Source organism: Streptomyces alboniger (assembly GCF_008704395.1).
Classification (GTDB): Bacteria; Actinomycetota; Actinomycetes; order Streptomycetales; family Streptomycetaceae; genus Streptomyces; species Streptomyces alboniger.
The window spans coordinates 5,997,423-6,016,030 of sequence record NZ_CP023695.1; the positions used below are offsets into that span (position 1 = coordinate 5,997,423).

Sequence of the window (18,608 nt, forward strand, 5' to 3'; positions counted from 1 at the left end):
CGCGGGACAGTCGGCGCATGACGAATCACAGCGAAGCAATCGGACCGATCGACCCGAGCGACGCGGCCGGCCCCGCGGACCCGAGCGATCCGACTGGCCCTGCGGACCCGAGCGACCCCATCAAGTCCACCGACCCCATTGGCGCGGCTGACGCCGGCGTCCCCGACGACGCCGCCAGCCCTGGTGGCGCCATTGATGCAGGTGGCGATACACCCAGCGGCGACCCGTTCGAGGACCCGTTGGTCACCCTGCGCACCCCGGCTGAACTGGCGGACGCCCTGCCGTACTTGCTCGGGTTCAAGCCCGAGGAAAGCATCGTGCTCATCGCTCTGCACGGCGAGCGCGGGCGTTTCGGCGGCCGTGTGCGCCTGGGGATTCCCGAGCGCTCGGAGGACTGGCCGTCCGTCGCGCAGCAACTGGCCAGGTGCCTGGTGGGCGGTTGTGAGCGCAGGGGAGACCGCCCCGACGGCATCGTCGCCTTCCTCTGCCGGGAGCCCGGCGAATCGGAGTCCGGGCAGCAGGTCGTGCAGCGTCTTCGACCGCTGGCGCAGGTCTTGCGCACTGCGTGCGGAGCCCTCGACGTCCCGGTCTTCGAAGTGGTGTGCATCTCGGGCGGCCGCTTCTGGACCTACTGCTGTCCTGACACCCGGTGCTGCCCACTGGAGGGGACCCCTCTGCTCAGGCCCGGCACCTCGGTCCTCGCGGCCGCCGCGACCTACATGGGAGTCCAGGCGGTCGCTACGCAGGGAGAGATCAGGGCGCGGCTCACTCCTTGGGAGACCGCGGCGGTGACCGATCAGGAGCGAGCGCTGGATGCCGCCGGCCTCACGCTACTCCCCAGGATTCTGAACGAGGAGGACGCGACCGCCGCCGAGACACTCGACCTGGCGCGTCTAATCATGGCGCGACTGGCTGCCGCACCACCCGTTTCCGGCACGCTCGAGGCGGACAACAGGGACGACGAACTGATCGCGCACGATGAAGCGGCCGCACTGATCCTCGGCCTCCAGGTCCGGACGACACGTGATCGAGCGGCGGAGTGGATGGAGGGCGACGAGGCACCTTCTGCCCTGCGTCTCTGGAGGGCTCTGTCCCGACGCTGCGTCGGCGCGTACGAGGAGCATGCGGCGGCGCCACTGTCCCTCGCGGGGTGGGTGGCCTGGTCCCTCGGTGACGTGGCGGAAGGCCAGGAGGCCCTGGACATGGCGTTGCGTGCCGACTGCGAGTACACGTTCGCCCTGCTCCTGCACCACGCGTGCAACGAAGGCATGGATCCGGAGTCGATTCGCCGCTGTCTCCGCGGGAAGCGAGAAGGCCGCGACGATTCGGACGCGGAGGAGGCCTTCGGGGTACTGGACGGCTCGTCCGAACCTCCCGGGGCGGAGCAGGTGCTGGAGACGGGCGCCTCGACGGCGCAAGAAGGCGCCCCGCGGCGGCGACGTCGCCGGCTCCCGCGCGCACCGGGAAGCGGCGGCTCCCGAAGCTCCGACGCCCCCCGCGCCTCAGGCGGCCCGGGCGGCGCCCGTGGCTCGGGCGGACCCGCCGGTACCCACGCCTCAGGAGGCCCCGGCACCGGTCCGCGGAATCGGCGGCGCACCATCAGGCGCGGTGCGAGGAACGGTCGATGAGCGCGCCCGTCCGTGGGTGGGCCAGGTGGGCGGCGCGGCTGCGTCGGGGAGTGGCGTCCATAGGAAGTTGGCTCCATGTGGTCGGCTTCCTGCCGCGGGGGCGTGACTTGGGGGAGGGCGGGTCCGTTCACCTGAGTGGCGGTATCTGTGGCCGGGTCGCGTTGCTGTACCGCCTCCGACCTTTCGTAGCGCAGACAACGCCGAAGAAGCCGCCCCATGTCCGTTTCCGCTCCGTCTTCCGCGTCCGACAGAGAGGGGCCCCGGCGGCCCGTGCGGGCCCCCGCGTCCAGGCCTGGCGCACCGCGCCCGTCCGGCACGCCAGCTCAGGCGCCCCACCGCCCCGTGGAGCTCCCGCCCGCGCATACGGCCTTGATCTGCGTAGCCCTGCCCGCCTTCGCCATCTCCACGGAACAAGGGCAGCTGACCGGTCACGGACTGGAGGGGTTCTACCGCGCGGGGCGCCGGATCCTCGCCCGGTGCCAGCTGCGCGTGGCCGGCCGCGAGCCGGTCGCCGTACAGGCCCGCATGCTCTCGGCGGACAGCGCCCGCTTCATGGCGACCCTGCGTCTTCCGACCGACGGCGGTCCCGACCCGGAGATCGTCATCGAGCGGATCCGCTCCGCGGACGGTACGGAGCGGATCACTCTGCACAGCGCGGCCGTGCGCCCCCTGCGGTTGCCCGTCGAGGTCTCCCTCGGCACGGATCTCGCCGAGGTGGGGGCCGTCGCGTCCGGCAGAGCCGGACCTGAACTGCCCGCCAGCGTGCACGACTCCGGTATGCGGTGGTCCACCGCCACGGCCCACTGCGTGGTCACGGCCGACCCGGCACCTGTCGACGCCCTGGCCTCCGCGGGGTTGTTGCGCTGGGAGGTGGACCTGCCGCCGGGCGCCTCCCGCAGCGTGGAACTGCGGGTGAGGCCCGATGGCGCCGGGCCGATCCGCGCGGCAGGGCAGGGCGCGCTGCGCTCCGTCGTCGCCGCACGAGCCGTCGGGGACGACCCCAGGGTCCGGCCGCTGCTCGACCGGGCCGTCGAGGACCTCCAGGCGTTGCTGCTGCGTGACCCCGAACACCCCACCGACATGTATCCGGCAGCGGGCGCGCCGTGGCGCTGCGGGCTCGCGCCTGCCGAGGCCTTGGCCGCCGCCCGCATGGCGCTGCCGTTGGGTACACGGCTCGCCGCCGGGACGTTGCGGACCCTCGCTCGAAGTCAACTCATGGGCTCGGGACCGCGGTCAGGCATGATTCCGGGACCGCTGAGGGACGCGGGGCCGCACCTGCCGCCCGGCTGCACGGGCACCGAGGCGACCTTGCTGTTCCCGGCTCTCCTCGCCGAGGCGCGGCGCTGGGGGCTCCCGGGGCAGGAGGTGGAGAAGCTGCTGCCCGCGGCGCAGAAGTGCCTGGGGTGGCTGCGCGCGGCGGTCGGTGACGGCGACTTTCTGCCGGACGCGCATCCGAGCGGGCTCGCGCGATGTGAGTCCCAGGCGCACGCTCATCGGGCCGCGCTGCTCGGCGCGGACCTGCTCGACGCGTACGGCCTTGAGGGAGCGGTCGGATTGCGGCAGTGGGCCCAGCGGCTGCGGACCACGTTCAGGGAGGAGTTCTGGGTGCAGGACCGGGCCGGTGGCAGACCTGCCCTGGCCCGGCTGCGTGACGGCCGCCTCGTACCGCACCTCACCGGGGGAGCGGCGCACCTTCTGGACACCGGCCTGCTCGGGGCGGGGGCGCTCGCACCCGGGCTACTCGACAAGGTCCAGACGGAACAACTCGCCCGGCTGTTCGGCGGCCCCGCCATGGACTCCGGCTGGGGACTGCGGAGCCTGGGGGCCAAGGAGGCCGCGTACAACCCGTTCGGGCACCGCGGTGGGGCGGTCCGGGTACAGGAGACGGCGATTGCCATCACGGGGCTCGCGGAGGCGGGGTACGAGAAGGAGGCGAGTTCGCTGTTGCGGGGCGTGCTGTCGGCGGCCGAGAGCTTCGGCCATCGGCTGCCCGAGATGTACGCGGGGGAGCAGCGGATGGAAGGCAGTGCCCCGTTGCCGCACCCGGCGGCCTGCCGTCCGGCGGCGACCGCCGCGGCCGCCGGGGTGCATGTCCTTACGGCGCTGGCAGGGATCCGCCCCGACGCGCCGGCGGGGACGGTGACGCTGAGGCCGCTTCGCGGCGCCCCGCTGGGCGAGCTGGGACTGACGGCACTGAGCGTCGCGGGTGAACCGTTCTCGGTACGGGTGAGCAGGCTCGGCCTCGCCATGGTCGAGGAAGCGGCCGACGGACTGCAGTTGGGGGTGTGAGTCAGGCCGGGAGTCAGCCGAAGGTCATGGGTGCGGGAGAAGAGCCGGACCGGCAGCTATTCGGCGAAGGAGGTGTTTATCGTCAGGCAGACGACTATGATCGCGGCATGTCCCCCTACGACCCGTCGGCTTTCCCGCCCTTCGCCGTCACTGTCGACCTGGTCGTGCTGACCGTGCGCCGTCACGCGCTCTGCGCGCTGGCCGTGCGGCGTGGCGAGCAGCCGTTCCAGGGGCGTTGGGCGCTCCCCGGAGGATTCGTCCGTCCGGATGAGGATCTCTCGTCCGCGGCGGCGCGTGAACTCGTCGAGGAGACGGGCCTGTGCGCACACGACCCCGACGCCCCGGCGCAGGCCAACGGCGCGCATCTCGAACAGCTCGCCACATACGGCGACCCCAAGCGGGATCCGCGGATGCGGGTGGTCAGCGTCGCCCACCTCGCGCTCGCCCCCGACCTGCCGGCGCCTCGCGCGGGCGGCGACGCGCACAGTGCGCGCTGGGCACCGGTCGGCACCTTGCTCAACCAAGCGGGCTTCGGCCGTGAGGGCGAGCCCGCCGCGCCGCTCGCCTTCGATCACGCGCAGATCCTGGCGGACGGCGTGGAGCGCGCCCGTTCCAAGATCGAGTACTCGTCGTTGGCCACGGCCTTCTGCCCGCCGGAGTTCACCGTGGGCGAGCTGCGACGTGTGTACGAGGCGGTGTGGGGTGTCGTCCTGGACCCGCGCAACTTCCACCGGAAGGTGACCGGCACCCCGGGCTTCCTCGTGCCCACGGGTGGCACGACGACCCGGCAGGGCGGTCGGCCCGCGCAGCTCTTCCGGGCGGGAGGCGCGACGCTGCTCAACCCGCCGATGCTGCGCCCCGAGGTCTGAGCACCCACGCACCTCCCCGTCTGCCTCGCCCTCGCCCGCGCCTTTTCCGGACGTCCTCGTCTCTCGGCGGACACCAGTGACCCACCTCCTGCCCGAAAAGCCGGAAATATCGCGTTATCTTGCTGCGGTACCCACGGGGTTCGTCCGTCCCCGATCCGGCGGACGGGCCCCGGCCGCCGAGCGGTCGCACATCCTGCGAGAGAAGCGATGATCCAGGCCATCGGACTGACCAGCAATCCCCGTCAGGAGCTCCCGCCCGCCGTCGACGACGTGTCCTTCGAGGCGCGCGCCGGTCGTGTAACGGCGCTGCTCGGCGCCGAGGCCGCCGGTAAGACCACGGCGCTGCGGCTCATGCTCGAACTCCAACAGGGCCGCGGCATCACGTACTTCAGAGGCCGCCCCATGCACCACATCGCCCACCCGTCGCGCGAGGTGGGCGTCCTCCTGGGCGATGTTCCGGGGCACCCGGCCCGCTCGGTCCGTGGACACCTGCGCATGCTGTGCGCGGCCGCCGGAGTGTCCGTGCTGCGCGCCGACGACGTCCTTGAGGCCGTTGGCCTCGTCAGCCTCCGTGATCAGCGCCTCGGCACCCTCTCGCGCGGCATGGACCGTCGCCTCGGGCTGGCCTGCGCGTTGCTCGCCGACCCGCACACACTCGTCCTGGACGGGCCGGCCGACGGGCTCTCCGCCCGGGAAGGCGCCTGGCTGCACGGAATCCTGCGCGCCCACGCGACCCAGGGCGGAACGGTCCTGTTCACCACGGCCGACCCCAGAGAGGCGGCGCGGACCGCCGATCGTGTCGTCACACTGGAGGCAGGACGGCTCGTCGCCGACCAGGAGGCCGCCGACTTCGCGCGGACCCGCCTCCGCCCCCGCGTCGCCGTCCTGAGCCCTCATGCGGCCCGCCTCGCGGCCATTCTCGCCAAGGAGGCCCGCGCGGGGCGGCGGTCGATCGAGGTGGTCCAGGAGGACGGCAACCGACTCTCCGTGTACGGCAGTAACTGCGCCGACGTGGGGGAGACCGCGTACCGCCACGGCATCCTCGTCCACCAGCTCGCCGACGAGATCGGAGACGCGGGGCCTTCAGGCGCTGACGCGAGACCTTTGAATGTCTCGGGGGCGTTGGGGCAGCCGGTGGCATCCGCCTCGACCGAGGATGACGGGCGTCAGGCCTCCGTCGAAACGTCCGTAGAAACCCCTGCCGAGCCCCCGGACAAGGACTCCGCCGAAGACGAAACGGAACTCCTCCCCGCGGCCCCTCCCCCTCGCACCACCCAGGACTCCCCCTCCCCCTTGCCGCCGCCCATCACCGTCCGTCCCGGCCGCAGTCCCCTGCGCCCGCTGCGGTACGAGCTGCGGCGTCTGACGGGTGTCGGGACCGGCTATCTCACCGCCGCCGCCGTCCTCGCCACCTCCGCCCTGATCTGCGTCCTCCTGGCGCGGTCCGGGCACACACCCCAGCCACGCCTCCTCGCCGCCTGGCCCCATGAACTTCCCTTGCCGCCCGCGGCCCTTGGCGCGGGACTGCTCGGGGCCCTCGCCTTCGGGGACGAATTCCGGCACCCCGCCCTCGCCGCGGACCGGGGGACCGTCCCGCGTCGCCTCGGGCTCCTCGTCGCCAAATTGCTGGTCGCCGCCGCCACGGCGCTGCTGCTGGGCCTGCTCACGGTGGGCGCTGACGCCACGCTGCTTCACCTTGTATACGGAGACGAGCTCATCAGAGTTCCCGGGGACTGGCTTTCACTGAGCGCGAGTTGGGCAGCCCTGGTGACCGGGTGCGCCTGGGCGGGAGTACTGGCCGCCGGCGTCTTCCGGTCCACGACCGCCGGCCTGGCCGCGGTCGTGGCGGTGCCGATCATCGTCGTACCGCTCGTACAAAAGGCCGTTGAGGGACCTGCTGTGCGATCGGCGGCCGGGCTTCCGGGGCGGCTGCGGGATCTCGCGCTGATGCAATGGCCCTTCGGAGCCGAGCGGTACGTGGCGGGGGGAGTGCGCATGATCGCTCAACCCGTGGGCGGTGCACTGATGTTGTCGCTGACCGCCCTGCTCTGCGCATATGTGCTCACGACGGTGCGCGGCAGAGTCCGTTGACGACCGTCCGCCGCCTTCGGTTCCGGGGGTGTGCACAACTCCCCGGACGGCGCTCATTTCTTTCCGATAAGGCGTCAATTGCGGCGGGGTAAGCGATCACCCTTTCGTGTGCTTTTCACCAAAGACCTCAAGGGAGTTGGGGGCCACGCCGACAACTGATCCGTGAGTACCCTTGCGCACACCATGATGACCACCGCCCGCTCCGCCGACTCCGGTCTCGCCGGCCCGGGCGACCTCGACCGATACCCCTTCGCCGAGCCCTCGGGCGCCGGCGACCGGGTCGTCGCCCCCACATGGGACGGCGCCGAACACGACCTGGGGCGTGTGAGCCGGCGCGCCTCCGGAAGCCGCGGCCGTGGACTGCACGGCCAGCTCGTCCAGCAGCTCGGTCAGATGATCGTTTCCGGCGATCTCGGAGCCGACCGCCCGCTCGTCCCCGAGGAGATCGGCCAGCGCTTCGAGGTGTCCCGCACCGTCGTCCGTGAGTCGCTGCGCGTGCTCGAGGCCAAGGGTCTGGTCAGCGCCAGGCCCAACGTCGGCACGCGCGTGCGTCCCGTCAGCGACTGGAACCTGCTCGACCCGGACATCATCGAGTGGCGGGCCTTCGGGCCACAACGCGACCACCAGCGACGCGAGCTCGGTGAGCTGCGCTGGATGATCGAGCCGCTCGCCGCTCGCCTCGCCGCCGGGCACGGCAGGGAAGAAGTGCAGCAGCGCCTCGCCAACATGGTCGAGATCATGGGGCACGCGCTGACCCAGGGCGACTCGATCACCTTCTCGCGCGCCGACGCCGAGTTCCACTCGATGCTCATCCAGGTCGCGGGCAACCGCATGCTGGAGCACCTTTCCGGCATCGTCTCGGCCGCCTTGCAGGTCTCCGGAGGGCCGGTCACCGGTTGTGACCGCCCCAGCGAGACGTCACTCGTGCATCACTCGCGTGTGGTCGACGCCCTTGCGACGGGCGACGGGGCCGGCGCCGAGGCCGCCATGCGGCAGCTGCTCACCGTCCACCCGGAGGTGGAGCGCGTCGTGCCCGCCCCTCGCGAGCACTGACCGCGCGTCCAGCCGTCCGCTGTGCGCGCGCCCCACGCCAGGCGTCGCGTCGTCCCCGCGCCGACGACGGCTCCGCCGCCGCACCACGCGTCGCCGGATCTCCGCGGGCTCCTCAGGAGCCCGGTGGGGTCCGGCGACGCGATCGTGAGGGTTGCATCGCGGGCCATCGGGGGATCATTCGTGCATGCGTATAGGTCGCTTCTGGCCGTATCTGGATGCTTTTGAGCACTTACGGGGTGTGACTCGGGCCACGTAGATTGGGCGTAACGCTCCAAGGAACAGCGCGATGACCTAAGAGGTGATAGCCGAGGAGGGAATACAGCCGTCGTTCGCGACGCTGTGTAGCTCCCCGGCCCCCGCCCGCGCCGTCGGCCCGAATCCCTAGCCGCCGGTCGTCGGCTCCGGTCCACAATGGACGGGGCCGGAAGCCGTTTTCCAACGTTCCGAGAGGTTGTTCGTGTCGGCCAGCACATCCCGTACGCTCCCGCCGGAGATCGCCGAATCCGTCTCTGTCATGGCGCTCATCGAGCGGGGAAAGGCTGATGGGCAGATCGCCGGCGATGACGTGCGTCGTGCCTTCGAAGCTGACCAGATTCCGGCCACTCAGTGGAAGAACGTTCTGCGCAGCCTCAACCAGATCCTCGAGGAAGAGGGTGTGACGCTGATGGTCAGTGCCGCGGAGCCCAAGCGCCCCCGCAAGAGCGTCGCAGCGAAGAGCCCGGCCAAGCGCACCGCGACCAGGACGGTCGCGGCCAAGGCCGCCACGGCGAAGCCCACCGCCACCGCCGCCACTGAGGCGCCGACCGCGGATGGCGCCGAGGACGCGCCCGCGAAGAAGGTCGCTGCCAAGAAGACGACGGCAAAGAAGGCCGTCGCCAAGAAGACCGTCGCCAAGAAGGCGACGGCCAAGAAGTCCGCCTCCAAGAAGGACGCCGACGAGCTCCTGGACGAAGAGGCCACCGAGGAGACGCCCGCCGCCGGCAAGCCCGGAGAGGGCGAGCCCGCCGAGGAGGGCGCCCAGGGCTTCGTGCTGTCCGACGAGGACGAGGACGACGCGCCGGCCCAGCAGGTCGCCGCGGCCGGCGCCACCGCCGACCCCGTCAAGGACTACCTGAAGCAGATCGGCAAGGTCCCGCTCCTCAACGCCGAGCAGGAGGTCGAGCTCGCCAAGCGCATCGAGGCCGGCCTGTTCGCCGAGGACAAGCTCGCCAACGCCGACAAGCTCGCCCCCAAGCTCAAGCGCGAGCTGGAGATCATCGCCGAGGACGGCCGCCGCGCCAAGAACCACCTCCTGGAGGCCAACCTCCGCCTGGTGGTCTCCCTGGCCAAGCGCTACACCGGCCGCGGCATGCTCTTCCTGGACCTCATCCAGGAGGGCAACCTCGGTCTGATCCGCGCGGTCGAGAAGTTCGACTACACCAAGGGCTACAAGTTCTCCACGTACGCCACCTGGTGGATCCGTCAGGCGATCACCCGTGCCATGGCCGACCAGGCACGCACCATCCGTATCCCGGTGCACATGGTCGAGGTCATCAACAAGCTGGCCCGTGTCCAGCGCCAGATGCTCCAGGACCTGGGCCGCGAGCCCACCCCGGAGGAGCTGGCCAAGGAACTCGACATGACCCCGGAGAAGGTCATCGAGGTCCAGAAGTACGGCCGCGAGCCGATCTCCCTCCACACCCCCCTGGGTGAGGACGGCGACAGCGAGTTCGGTGACCTCATCGAGGACTCCGAAGCGGTCGTGCCGGCTGACGCGGTCAGCTTCACGCTCCTCCAGGAGCAGCTGCACTCGGTCCTGGACACCCTGTCCGAGCGTGAGGCGGGCGTGGTCTCCATGCGCTTCGGCCTCACGGACGGCCAGCCCAAGACCCTCGACGAGATCGGCAAGGTCTACGGAGTGACGCGTGAGCGCATCCGTCAGATCGAGTCGAAGACGATGTCGAAGCTGCGTCACCCGTCGCGCTCGCAGGTCCTGCGCGACTACCTCGACTAGGTCTCGACAGTCGTCAGAGCGTTCCCGAAAGGCCCGAAGTCCTCAGCGTGAGGTCTTCGGGCCTTTCGCGCGCGGGTGCGTGGTATGCGGCGCTGACTGACTCTGGGTAAGCCATCGCAGCTCAGAGTGAGGAGATCGCATGCGTCGTCCTTTCGCCCGATCGTGGACGGGAGTACTGGCCACGGCGGCCGCTGCCGCCGCCCTGCCGCTGGCTTCCCCGGTGCCCGCGTCGGCCGACAGTGTGATCGTCGGGGGCAGCCCGGTAAAGGTGTCCGAGAGCCCGTGGGTGGTGGCGCTCTCGAGTCGTGACCGGTTCGGGGGTACCCGGTCGGGTCAGTTCTGCGGGGGCGTGGTGACCGGGTCTACAACGGTCCTGACGGCCGCTCACTGTATGAGCGAGGACGTACTCGGCGCGCCGCTGGACCGGGTCACGGACCTGAAGGTCATCGCAGGACGCGGAGATCTGGGCACCTCGGAAGGCAAGGAGATTCTGGTCAGTCATGTCAAGATCAACCCGGAGTACGACGCCCACTCCAACTCCGGGGATGTCGCGGCCCTCACCCTGGCCGAGCCCCTTCCCGAGGGGTACGTGCTCCCCATGGCGGGAGAGGGCGACCCCGCGTACAAGCCGGGCACGCAGGCGGATGTCTACGGCTGGGGGGACACCACAGGGGCCGGCGACTACGCCCGGACGCTCCATGCGGCACAGGTGCGGGTGCTGTCCGACGCAGTGTGCGAAAAGGCGTACCCGGGCAGTACCGACGGCACGTACAAGGCCAAGACCATGCTGTGCGCCGGCGAGATGCTCGGGGGGCGGGACGCCTGTCAGGGGGACAGCGGGGGGCCGCTGGTCGCGCAGGGCCGGCTCATCGGCCTGGTGTCCTGGGGAAGCGGCTGCGGGCGTCCTGGGAGCCCGGGTGTCTATACGCGGATCTCGGACGTGCCCAGGGTGCTGAGGGCCCGCGCCTGAGGCGGGCTCACCCGGGGGCGACGATGTGGCCCCCGGAAGGCTCAGACGGGGCGTGGAGGCCTCTGTGACGAGATCGGGCGGTGGTCCCTGCCGGTTGGCAGGGACCACCGCCCGATCACCGGCCTGGTGTGCCGGAGCTGGCTCGTCGTGGATGCGAGGTGTCAGCGGTCCTCTTCAGTGGCGCTCTCCGGAACAGCGGTGAGACGCTCCGTCTCGTCCTGTATCTCAGCGGCGATCTTCTTGAGTTCCGGCTCGAACTTGCGGCCATGGTGGGCGCAGAAGAGCAGTTCGCCGCCGCTCAGCAGGACGACGCGCAGGTAAGCCTGGGCGCCGCAGCGGTCGCAGCGATCAGCGGCCGTCAGGGGGCTCGCGGGGGTCAGAACAGTAGTCACGTCGCCTCTTCTCTAGCTCGACGAGCTGTCGTACCAGGGTCAACATCCAACCAGGCCGAAAACGTTCCCGCTCGTGGCTTTTCCTCGAAATTTCTTTTTGAGGAGGTTGTACGTTGCCGGTTGGCGGCGAATGTGCCGTATTGCGTCTCTTACGTGTCTTACGGTTTCGCGCTGTCTGTCAGGGTCGGTGTCCTCCCGGCTGGCTTGCCGGTTGTTCATGAGGACGTGCCCGGAGCCTAAATGGTTCATGCCTCGAAGGGAACGTGACGTGCGCTTCACTCCATCGAGGGATCGAACACGTATGCGAGCCTGGGCTAGTCTGCGTTTGGACGAGGGTGGCGTTACAACGGCTCTACCAGGCCTCGGTACCCTCTGACGGGCAACCGAAGCCGCGTCCTTACCCCAAAGGACTCCCCTTGAAATTCAGCGAGGAGCGAACCGCGTGACCGCCGAGACGTCCGTGCCGTCCACAGCGTTGCTGACCGGAGCAGACCGGGACGGTTCCAACTACACCGCGCGGCACCTGCTCGTCCTGGAGGGGCTCGAGGCCGTCCGTAAGCGCCCGGGCATGTACATCGGGTCGACGGACAGCCGCGGCCTGATGCACTGCCTCTGGGAGATCATCGACAACTCCGTCGACGAGGCCCTGGGCGGGTACTGCGACCACATCGAGGTCATCCTCCACGACGACGCCTCCGTGGAGGTCCGGGACAACGGCCGCGGCATCCCCGTGGACGTCGAGCCCAAAACCGGCCTCTCCGGAGTCGAGGTCGTCATGACCAAGCTCCACGCGGGCGGCAAGTTCGGCGGCGGCTCCTACGCGGCCTCCGGCGGCCTGCACGGCGTGGGCGCCTCCGTGGTGAACGCGCTCTCCGCGCGCCTCGACGTCGAGGTGGACCGCGCCGGGCACACCCACGCGATCAGCTTCCGGCGCGGCGTTCCCGGCGCCTTCTCCAAGCTCGGACCCGAGGCGCCCTTCGACCCGTCGGCGAAGCTCAGCAAGGCCAAGAAGATCCCCAAGAACCGCACCGGCACGCGCGTGCGCTACTGGGCGGACCGGCAGATCTTCCTCAAGGACGCCAAGCTGTCGCTGGAGAACCTCCACCAGCGCGCCCGCCAGACCGCGTTCCTGGTGCCGGGCCTGACCATCGTCGTACGCGATGAGTTCGGCCTCGGCGAGGGCGGCGCGAAGGGTGAGGAATCCTTCCGCTTCGACGGCGGCATCAGCGAGTTCTGCGAGTACCTGGCCCAGGACAAGGCGGTCTGCGACGTCCTGCGCTTCTCCGGGCAGGGTTCCTTCAAGGAGACGGTGCCGGTCCTCGACGACCACGGTCAGATGACGCCCACCGAGGTCACCCGTGAGCTGGGCGTGGATGTGGCGCTGCGCTGGGGCACCGGGTACGACACGACCGTACGGTCCTTCGTCAACATCATCGCCACCCCCAAGGGCGGCACTCACGTGTCCGGCTTCGAGCGCTCGCTGACGAAGACGATGAACGAGGCGCTGCGCAGCCAGAAGGTACTGCGTGTCGCCGAGGACGACATCGTCAAGGACGACGCCCTGGAAGGCCTCACCGCGGTCGTCACGGTCCGTCTCGCGGAGCCGCAGTTCGAGGGTCAGACCAAGGAGGTGCTCGGCACCTCCGCGGCCAACCGCATCGTCGCCAACGTCATCGCCAAGGAGCTGAAGGCGTTCCTGACGTCCACGAAGCGGGACGCCAAGGCGCAGGCGCGTGCCGTCATGGAGAAGGCTGTCGCGGCGGCCCGTACGCGCATCGCGGCCCGCCAGCACAAGGACGCCCAGCGCCGGAAGACGGCCCTGGAGTCCTCCTCGCTGCCCGCGAAGCTCGCGGACTGCCGCAGCGACGACGTGGAGCGCAGCGAGCTGTTCATCGTCGAGGGCGACTCCGCGCTCGGCACCGCCAAGCTCGCCCGGAACTCCGAGTTCCAGGCCCTCCTTCCGATCCGCGGCAAGATTCTCAACGTTCAGAAGGCGTCCGTGACGGACATGCTGAAGAACGCCGAGTGCGGCGCGATCATCCAGGTCATAGGAGCCGGGTCCGGCCGGACCTTCGACATCGACGCGGCGCGCTACGGGAAGATCATCCTGCTCGTCGACGCCGACGTCGACGGCGCGCATATCCGGATCCTGCTGCTGACGCTGTTCCAGCGCTACATGCGGCCGATGGTCGAGGCGGGCCGCGTGTTCGCCGCGGTGCCGCCGCTGCACCGCATCGAGCTCAGCCAGCCGAAGAAGGGCCAGGACAAGTACGTCTACACGTACTCGGACCGTGAGCTGCGGGAGACGCTGCTCGAATTGCAGCGCAAGAACGTGCGCTACAAGGACTCGATCCAGCGCTACAAGGGCTTGGGCGAGATGGACGCCGATCAGCTGGCCGAGACCACCATGGACCCGCGCTACCGGACCCTGCGCCGGATCAACATCTCCGACCTGGACTCGGCCGAGCAGGTTTTCGATCTGCTCATGGGTAACGACGTCGCGCCGCGCAAGGAGTTCATCACCAGCTCCGCGGCGACGCTGGACCGCTCGCGCATCGACGCGTAGGGGTGCGTATCTGACGCGGCTTCACCTGATGGGGTGAAGAGCACCGAGAGAAGTGTCAGGGATCTTCCCGATCTGCCCATCCTTGGGCACGCGGCCGAACAGGGCTGCGGACAAGGAGAGTTCGGTGGAGATGCACGACGCGCCCCATGCCGGGGTGGGCCGGGCCGACCCGGGCCCGGGTCGCCCCGGCGATCTGAGGGATCCCTGGTACGACGCGCTCGCCTCCGGCTGGGGGGAGCCGGACGGCGCGGGCGCGCCGGCCTCCGTGGTGCCGCCTCGGGGCGCCGCACAGCGGCGGAGCGCGAGTGCGGCCGACATCTACCTGGAAGTGCAGAGCAGCGAGGCCTTCCAGGAGGTGCGCCGCCGGTATCGGAGGTTCGCCTTCCCGGTGGTCGCCGTCTTCTTCACTTGGTACGTGGCGTACGTCGTGACCGCGACGGCGGCGCCGGGCCTGATGGCGCGTCCCGTCACGGGCGCGGTGAACGTGGCGATGCTGGCGGGCCTCGGCCAGTTCCTCACGACGTTCCTGCTGACCTGGGCTTACGCCCGGCACGCGCGTCTGCGACGGGACCGTGCGGCCCTTGATCTGCGGTGGACCGTGGTCGAACAGAAGCGGGTGCGGGAGCAGGTCGCGGAGCGGGAGCGGGAGCGGGAGCAGGTCGACGGGCAAGGGCGGGGAGCCGAGTGATGACCGGTGATCACCAGACCCTCGCTCTCCTGTTGTTCGCCGGCTTCGTAGCCATCACACTCGCGATCACGACGTGGGTGAGCCGCAACCGGCATGGTTCGGCCGAGGAGTTCTACGCGGGCGGGCGGCTCTTCTCCCCGATGGAGAACGGTTTCGCCATCGCGGGTGACTATCTGTCGGCCGCCTCCTTCCTCGGCATCTCCGGACTGATCGCGCTCTTCGGGTACGACGGGCTGCTCTACTCGGTCGGCTTCCTCGTCGCCTGGCTCATCGTGCTGTTCCTGGTGGCCGAACTGGTGCGCAATTGCGGGCGTTTCACGCTCGCCGACGTCGTCGCCTCGCGGATGCGGGAGCGGCCGGTGCGGATCGCGGCGGGAACTTCCTCGGTCACCGTGTCCGTTCTCTACCTGGTGGCGCAGATGGTGGGGGCGGGCTCACTGGTCGCGCTGCTGCTCGGTGGGACGAGCGGGGTGGCGCAGTCCTGGACGGTGGTCGGCGTCGGCGCGCTCATGGTGATCTATGTGTCGTTGGGAGGGATGCGGGCCACCACCTGGATCCAGATCGTGAAGGCGGTCCTGCTGATGTGCGGGGCGATCGCGTTGACCGTGCTCGTCCTGGTGCGCTTCCACGGGGACTTCGACCAGCTGCTGCGGACCGCGGCCGACCGCAGCGGACACGGCGAGCGATTCCTGGCACCCGGCCTGAAGTACGGCGGTGACTGGACCGCGCGGCTCGACTTCATCAGCCTCGGCCTCGCACTCGTACTCGGTACCGCCGGGCTGCCGCACATCCTGTCCCGCTTCTACACCGTGCCGACCGCGCGGGCCGCGCGGCGCTCGGTCGTCTGGTCCGTCGGTCTCATCGGCAGCTTCTATCTGATGACGATCGTGCTCGGCTTCGGCGCGGCGGCGATCGTGGGCCCGGAGGCGGTACGCGGGTCGAACGCCGCGGGGAACACGGCGGTGCCGCTGCTCGCGCTCGACCTGGGCGGCGGCGCGGACTCCACAGGCGGAACGGTTCTGTTCGCCGTCGTCGCCGCAGTCGCCTTCGCCACGATCCTCGCCGTGGTCGCCGGAATCACGCTTGCCTCCTCGGCGTCGGTGGCCCACGACCTGTACGCCTCCTTGCGTCGGCGGAATGCGAAACCGCGCAGCGAGGTGGCGGTGGCGCGCGCCGCGGCGGCCGGGATCGGTGTGGTCGCGATCGGTCTCGGGCTGCTGGCCCGCGACCTGAACGTCGCGTTCTTGGTGGGCCTCGCCTTCGCGGTCGCCGCGTCCGCCAATCTGCCGGTGCTGCTCTACTCCCTGTTCTGGCGGAACTTCACCACGCGAGGTGCGGTGTGGTCGGTGTACGGAGGGCTGCTGCCCGCGCTCGCGCTGGTGCTGCTCTCACCGGTGGTCTCCGGAGGGCCCAACTCCCTCTTCCCGGGTGTGGACTTCCAGTACTTCCCGTTGGAGAACCCGGGTCTCGTCTCCATCCCGCTGGGCTTCCTCGCGGGCTGGCTGGGCACGGTGACCTCGCGTGAACGCGCGGACGAGGCCAAGCACGCGGAGACGGAAGTGCGGTCGCTGACCGGCGCCGGAGCGGCGTAACGATTATCCTCCCGGCCCCTCCGCGGCCTTTTCCCGGTCTTCCCCCGGCCCCTCCCCGGCTTCTCTCCCGTTGTGGACGGCGGCCGCGCCCAGGGGCCGCCTAGACGCTCGCGGCCCACTCGTAGCGGTGCTCCGGGCGGCCCGTGTCGCCGTACTTGAGGCTGAGCCTGACGCGGCCCGTGCGCTCCAGGAGCTTCAGATAGCGCTGTGCCGTCTGCCGGCTCAGCCGGGTGCGGTCCGCCAGTTCCTGGGCGGAGAGTGGCCCTTCCGCGGCCATCAGGGCCCTGCGGACCAGCTCCGCGGTGGTGGGGGAGTGCCCTTTGGGCAGTTCGGGCACCGGCGTCGCCGAGAGCGCGCCGAAGATCCGGTCCACCTCGGCCTGTTCGGCCTCGCCCCCGCCATCCAGCGTGCGGCGCAGCCTCGCATACGCGTCGAGCTTGGCGCGAAGGCCCGCGTAGGAGAACGGCTTGACCAAGTACTGGAGCGCGCCGTGCCGCATCGCCGCCTGGACCGTGGCGACATCACGGGCCGCGCTCACCATGATCACATCGGTCTGGTGGCCGCGCTCACGCAACGTACGTACGACCGACAGACCCGTCTCGTCCGGCAGGTAATGATCCAGCAGCACCAAGTCCACGGGGAGAGCTTCGACGAGCCGCAGCGCCTCGGCGGCGTTGTGTGCCTTCGCCGCCACGCGGAAGCCGGGGACCTTCGCCACATAGGCGGCGTTGACGTCTGCGACCCGGGTGTCATCGTCGACGACAAGGACTTCAATCATGACGTCCCCTCCAGCCCCTCCATCATGGCGTCGCCTCCGTGCCCTTGATCAAAGTTGATCCCTCCGTGGGGGAGAACGCAGGCTCCGTAAGGGCTTCGGGCAGGACGACGGTGAACTCGGCGCCCCCTTCGGGCGCCTCCCCCGCGCGTGCGCTGCCGCCTTGGCGCTCGGCGAGCCTGCGGACCAGGGCGAGGCCGATCCCGCGCTTGCCGTGCGCCGGCGGCTCCTTGGTGGTCCAGCCCTCCGTGAAGATCGTCTCCCGCTGCTCGGCGGGGACCCCCGGGCCGGTGTCGCGCACCCGGAGGACCACGGCCCGCCCCTCAGTGCGCACGGCGACCTCCACGCGCGCATGGCGGGTGCCCGCGGCGGCGTCGAGGGCGTTGTCGACGAGGTTGCCGACGATCGTGACGAGACCGCCCGGGTCGACGAGCCGGTCGGGCAGCGCGGTCTCGCGCGGCACGGAGAGCGCGACGCCACGTTCCGCGGCCACTGTGGCCTTGCCGACCAGCAGCGCCGCGAGCAGCGGGTCGCGGATCTTCTCGGTGATCTGCTCGGCGGTCACCCGGTGGGCGCCCGCCACCTCGCCGACGAACTCGGCGGCCTCCTCGTACATCTCCAGTTCGAGCAGGCCAAGGAGTGTGTGCATGCGGTTGGCGTGCTCGTGGTCCTGGGCGCGCAGGGCGTCGATGAGGCCGCGCGTCGAGTCGAGTTCACGGCCGAGCTGCTCCAGCTCCGTGCGGTCGCGCAGGGTCGCGACGGCGCCTCCGTCGTCGGTGGGCATGCGGTTGGCGATCAGGACGCGCTGCCCGCGGACGGTCAGCAGGTCGGTGCCGGAGACCCGGCCGGCGAGGACGTCGGTCGTACGTCCCGCGCCGAGCGCTTCGTCGAGCGGCCGACCGACCACCTCCGTGCCGAGGCCGAGGAGGCGCTGCGCCTCGTCGTTGAGCAGCCGGATCCGGCCGCCGCTGTCCAGCGCGACGACCCCTTCGCGGATGCCGTGCAGCATCGCCTCGCGCTCCGCGAGCAGGGCGGAGATATCGGAGAACGCCAGGTCACGGGTCTGCCTCTGCACCCTGCGGGAGATCAAGTACGCGGCGATCGCGCCGACGGCGAGCGCCCCGCCCGCGTAGGCGAGCAGCCCGGGGATGGAGTGGATCAGACGGGCCCGCACGCTTTCGTACTCGATGCCTACGGAGACGGCGCCCACGATGTGACCACCGGAGTCACGCAGTGGCACCTTTCCGCGGGCCGAGCGGCCCAGCGTGCCGTCGTCGATCTCCATGACCTCGCGGCCCGCGAGCGCGTCGCTGGGGTCGGTCGAGACGGGCCTGCCGATCTGAGTGCGGTCCGTGTGGGACCAGCGGATGCCCTCCTTGTTCATGATCACGACGTACTCGGCGCCGCTGGCCCGGCGGATCCGCTCGGCCTCCGCCTGGACGGGGCCGTCCCCCGTGGGGCGCGAGGACGTCAGGTCCTCGGCGATCTTCGGATGGGCGGCGGTCGTCTGGGCGATGGCCAGCGCGCGGCGCATCGCCTGGTCGTCGAGCTGATCGCTGAGCGGCGCGAGGAAGAGCCCGGTGGCCAGCACCGCGACCCCGGCGGCGATGGCCAGCTGCATCACCAGCACCTGCGAGAACACGCGCCGCGGCAGGCCGAGGCGGAGGCGTCGCACACGGGAGGTCGGGCTCATGTGTACGAA

The 18,608-nt window shown here is 70.5% G+C and carries 13 protein-coding genes; 10 read left to right on the forward strand and 3 right to left on the reverse strand.

Translation table 11 applies throughout. The features are described from left to right. Positions 1-17: 17 nt before the first annotated feature. The 7 genes from CP975_RS26795 to CP975_RS26825 all read left to right on the forward strand — a co-directional run bounded on the left by CP975_RS26795 (position 18) and on the right by CP975_RS26825 (position 10,893). Positions 18-1,628: a DUF4192 domain-containing protein gene (locus CP975_RS26795; RefSeq protein ID WP_150477428.1), complete on the forward strand. Its 1,611-nt coding sequence runs from the start codon at positions 18-20 to the stop codon at positions 1,626-1,628. 372 nt (positions 1,629-2,000) lie between these two features. Beyond that, a complete protein-coding gene (locus CP975_RS26800; RefSeq protein WP_246201828.1) occupies positions 2,001-3,917 on the forward strand; it encodes a glycogen debranching N-terminal domain-containing protein in 1,917 nt (638 codons plus the stop codon). Positions 3,918-4,024: 107 nt separating this feature from the next. Continuing rightward, positions 4,025-4,786: an NUDIX hydrolase gene (locus CP975_RS26805; protein WP_055534516.1), complete on the forward strand. Its 762-nt coding sequence runs from the start codon at positions 4,025-4,027 to the stop codon at positions 4,784-4,786. A 207-nt stretch (positions 4,787-4,993) separates the two neighbouring features. Next, positions 4,994-6,877, forward strand: coding sequence for an ABC transporter ATP-binding protein (locus CP975_RS26810; protein WP_150477430.1), 1,884 nt, complete (start codon positions 4,994-4,996; stop codon positions 6,875-6,877). Between the two features lie 162 nt (positions 6,878-7,039). After that, complete coding sequence (locus CP975_RS26815) at positions 7,040-7,930, forward strand: FadR/GntR family transcriptional regulator (protein WP_208835592.1); 891 nt, start codon at positions 7,040-7,042, stop codon at positions 7,928-7,930. Between the two features lie 451 nt (positions 7,931-8,381). Further along, a complete protein-coding gene (locus CP975_RS26820; RefSeq protein ID WP_150477431.1) occupies positions 8,382-9,923 on the forward strand; it encodes an RNA polymerase sigma factor in 1,542 nt (513 codons plus the stop codon). 139 nt (positions 9,924-10,062) lie between these two features. Beyond that, positions 10,063-10,893 carry a S1 family peptidase gene (locus tag CP975_RS26825; protein WP_150477432.1) on the forward strand — a complete coding sequence of 277 codons (831 nt, stop codon included), beginning with the start codon at positions 10,063-10,065 and terminating at the stop codon, positions 10,891-10,893. Positions 10,894-11,054: 161 nt separating this feature from the next. On the opposite strand, the gene CP975_RS26830 is transcribed toward CP975_RS26825, so the two are convergent. Then, positions 11,055-11,285 (reverse strand): DUF7455 domain-containing protein, encoded by a 231-nt coding sequence (locus CP975_RS26830; RefSeq protein ID WP_030778645.1) that lies wholly within the window; start codon positions 11,283-11,285, stop codon positions 11,055-11,057. A gap of 442 nt (positions 11,286-11,727) precedes the next feature. Here CP975_RS26830 and CP975_RS26835 point away from each other — a divergent pair, with 442 nt between their 5' ends. The 3 genes from CP975_RS26835 (at position 11,728) to CP975_RS26845 (ending at position 16,131) form a co-directional block, all read left to right on the forward strand. After that, entirely contained in the window at positions 11,728-13,851 is a 2,124-nt protein-coding gene (locus tag CP975_RS26835; RefSeq protein WP_150477433.1) for a DNA gyrase/topoisomerase IV subunit B, read from the forward strand. A gap of 130 nt (positions 13,852-13,981) precedes the next feature. Continuing rightward, complete coding sequence (locus tag CP975_RS26840) at positions 13,982-14,539, forward strand: DUF485 domain-containing protein (RefSeq protein ID WP_055531408.1); 558 nt, start codon at positions 13,982-13,984, stop codon at positions 14,537-14,539. Beyond that, positions 14,539-16,131: a solute symporter family protein gene (locus CP975_RS26845; RefSeq protein WP_055531404.1), complete on the forward strand. Its 1,593-nt coding sequence runs from the start codon at positions 14,539-14,541 to the stop codon at positions 16,129-16,131. Before CP975_RS26840 ends, CP975_RS26845 begins: the two co-directional genes overlap by 1 nt. 100 nt (positions 16,132-16,231) lie before the next feature. Here CP975_RS26845 and CP975_RS26850 read toward each other — a convergent pair whose 3' ends face one another. Both CP975_RS26850 and CP975_RS26855 read right to left on the reverse strand, forming a co-directional pair. Continuing rightward, complete coding sequence (locus CP975_RS26850) at positions 16,232-16,909, reverse strand: response regulator (RefSeq protein WP_055531401.1); 678 nt, start codon at positions 16,907-16,909, stop codon at positions 16,232-16,234. 22 nt (positions 16,910-16,931) lie between these two features. Next, positions 16,932-18,599, reverse strand: coding sequence for an ATP-binding protein (locus CP975_RS26855; RefSeq protein WP_055531399.1), 1,668 nt, complete (start codon positions 18,597-18,599; stop codon positions 16,932-16,934). Between the last annotated feature and the right edge of the window lie 9 nt (positions 18,600-18,608).

Coding starts and splice junctions, on each gene's coding strand:
- CP975_RS26795 (WP_150477428.1), top strand. CDS start 18: ATGACGAATCACAGCGAAGCAATCGGACCGATCGACCCGAGCGACGCG.
- CP975_RS26805 (WP_055534516.1), top strand. CDS start 4,025: ATGTCCCCCTACGACCCGTCGGCTTTCCCGCCCTTCGCCGTCACTGTC.
- CP975_RS26810 (WP_150477430.1), top strand. CDS start 4,994: ATGATCCAGGCCATCGGACTGACCAGCAATCCCCGTCAGGAGCTCCCG.
- CP975_RS26825 (WP_150477432.1), top strand. CDS start 10,063: ATGCGTCGTCCTTTCGCCCGATCGTGGACGGGAGTACTGGCCACGGCG.
- CP975_RS26840 (WP_055531408.1), top strand. CDS start 13,982: ATGCACGACGCGCCCCATGCCGGGGTGGGCCGGGCCGACCCGGGCCCG.
- CP975_RS26845 (WP_055531404.1), top strand. CDS start 14,539: ATGACCGGTGATCACCAGACCCTCGCTCTCCTGTTGTTCGCCGGCTTC.
- CP975_RS26850 (WP_055531401.1), bottom strand. CDS start 16,909: ATGATTGAAGTCCTTGTCGTCGACGATGACACCCGGGTCGCAGACGTC.
- CP975_RS26855 (WP_055531399.1), bottom strand. CDS start 18,599: ATGAGCCCGACCTCCCGTGTGCGACGCCTCCGCCTCGGCCTGCCGCGG.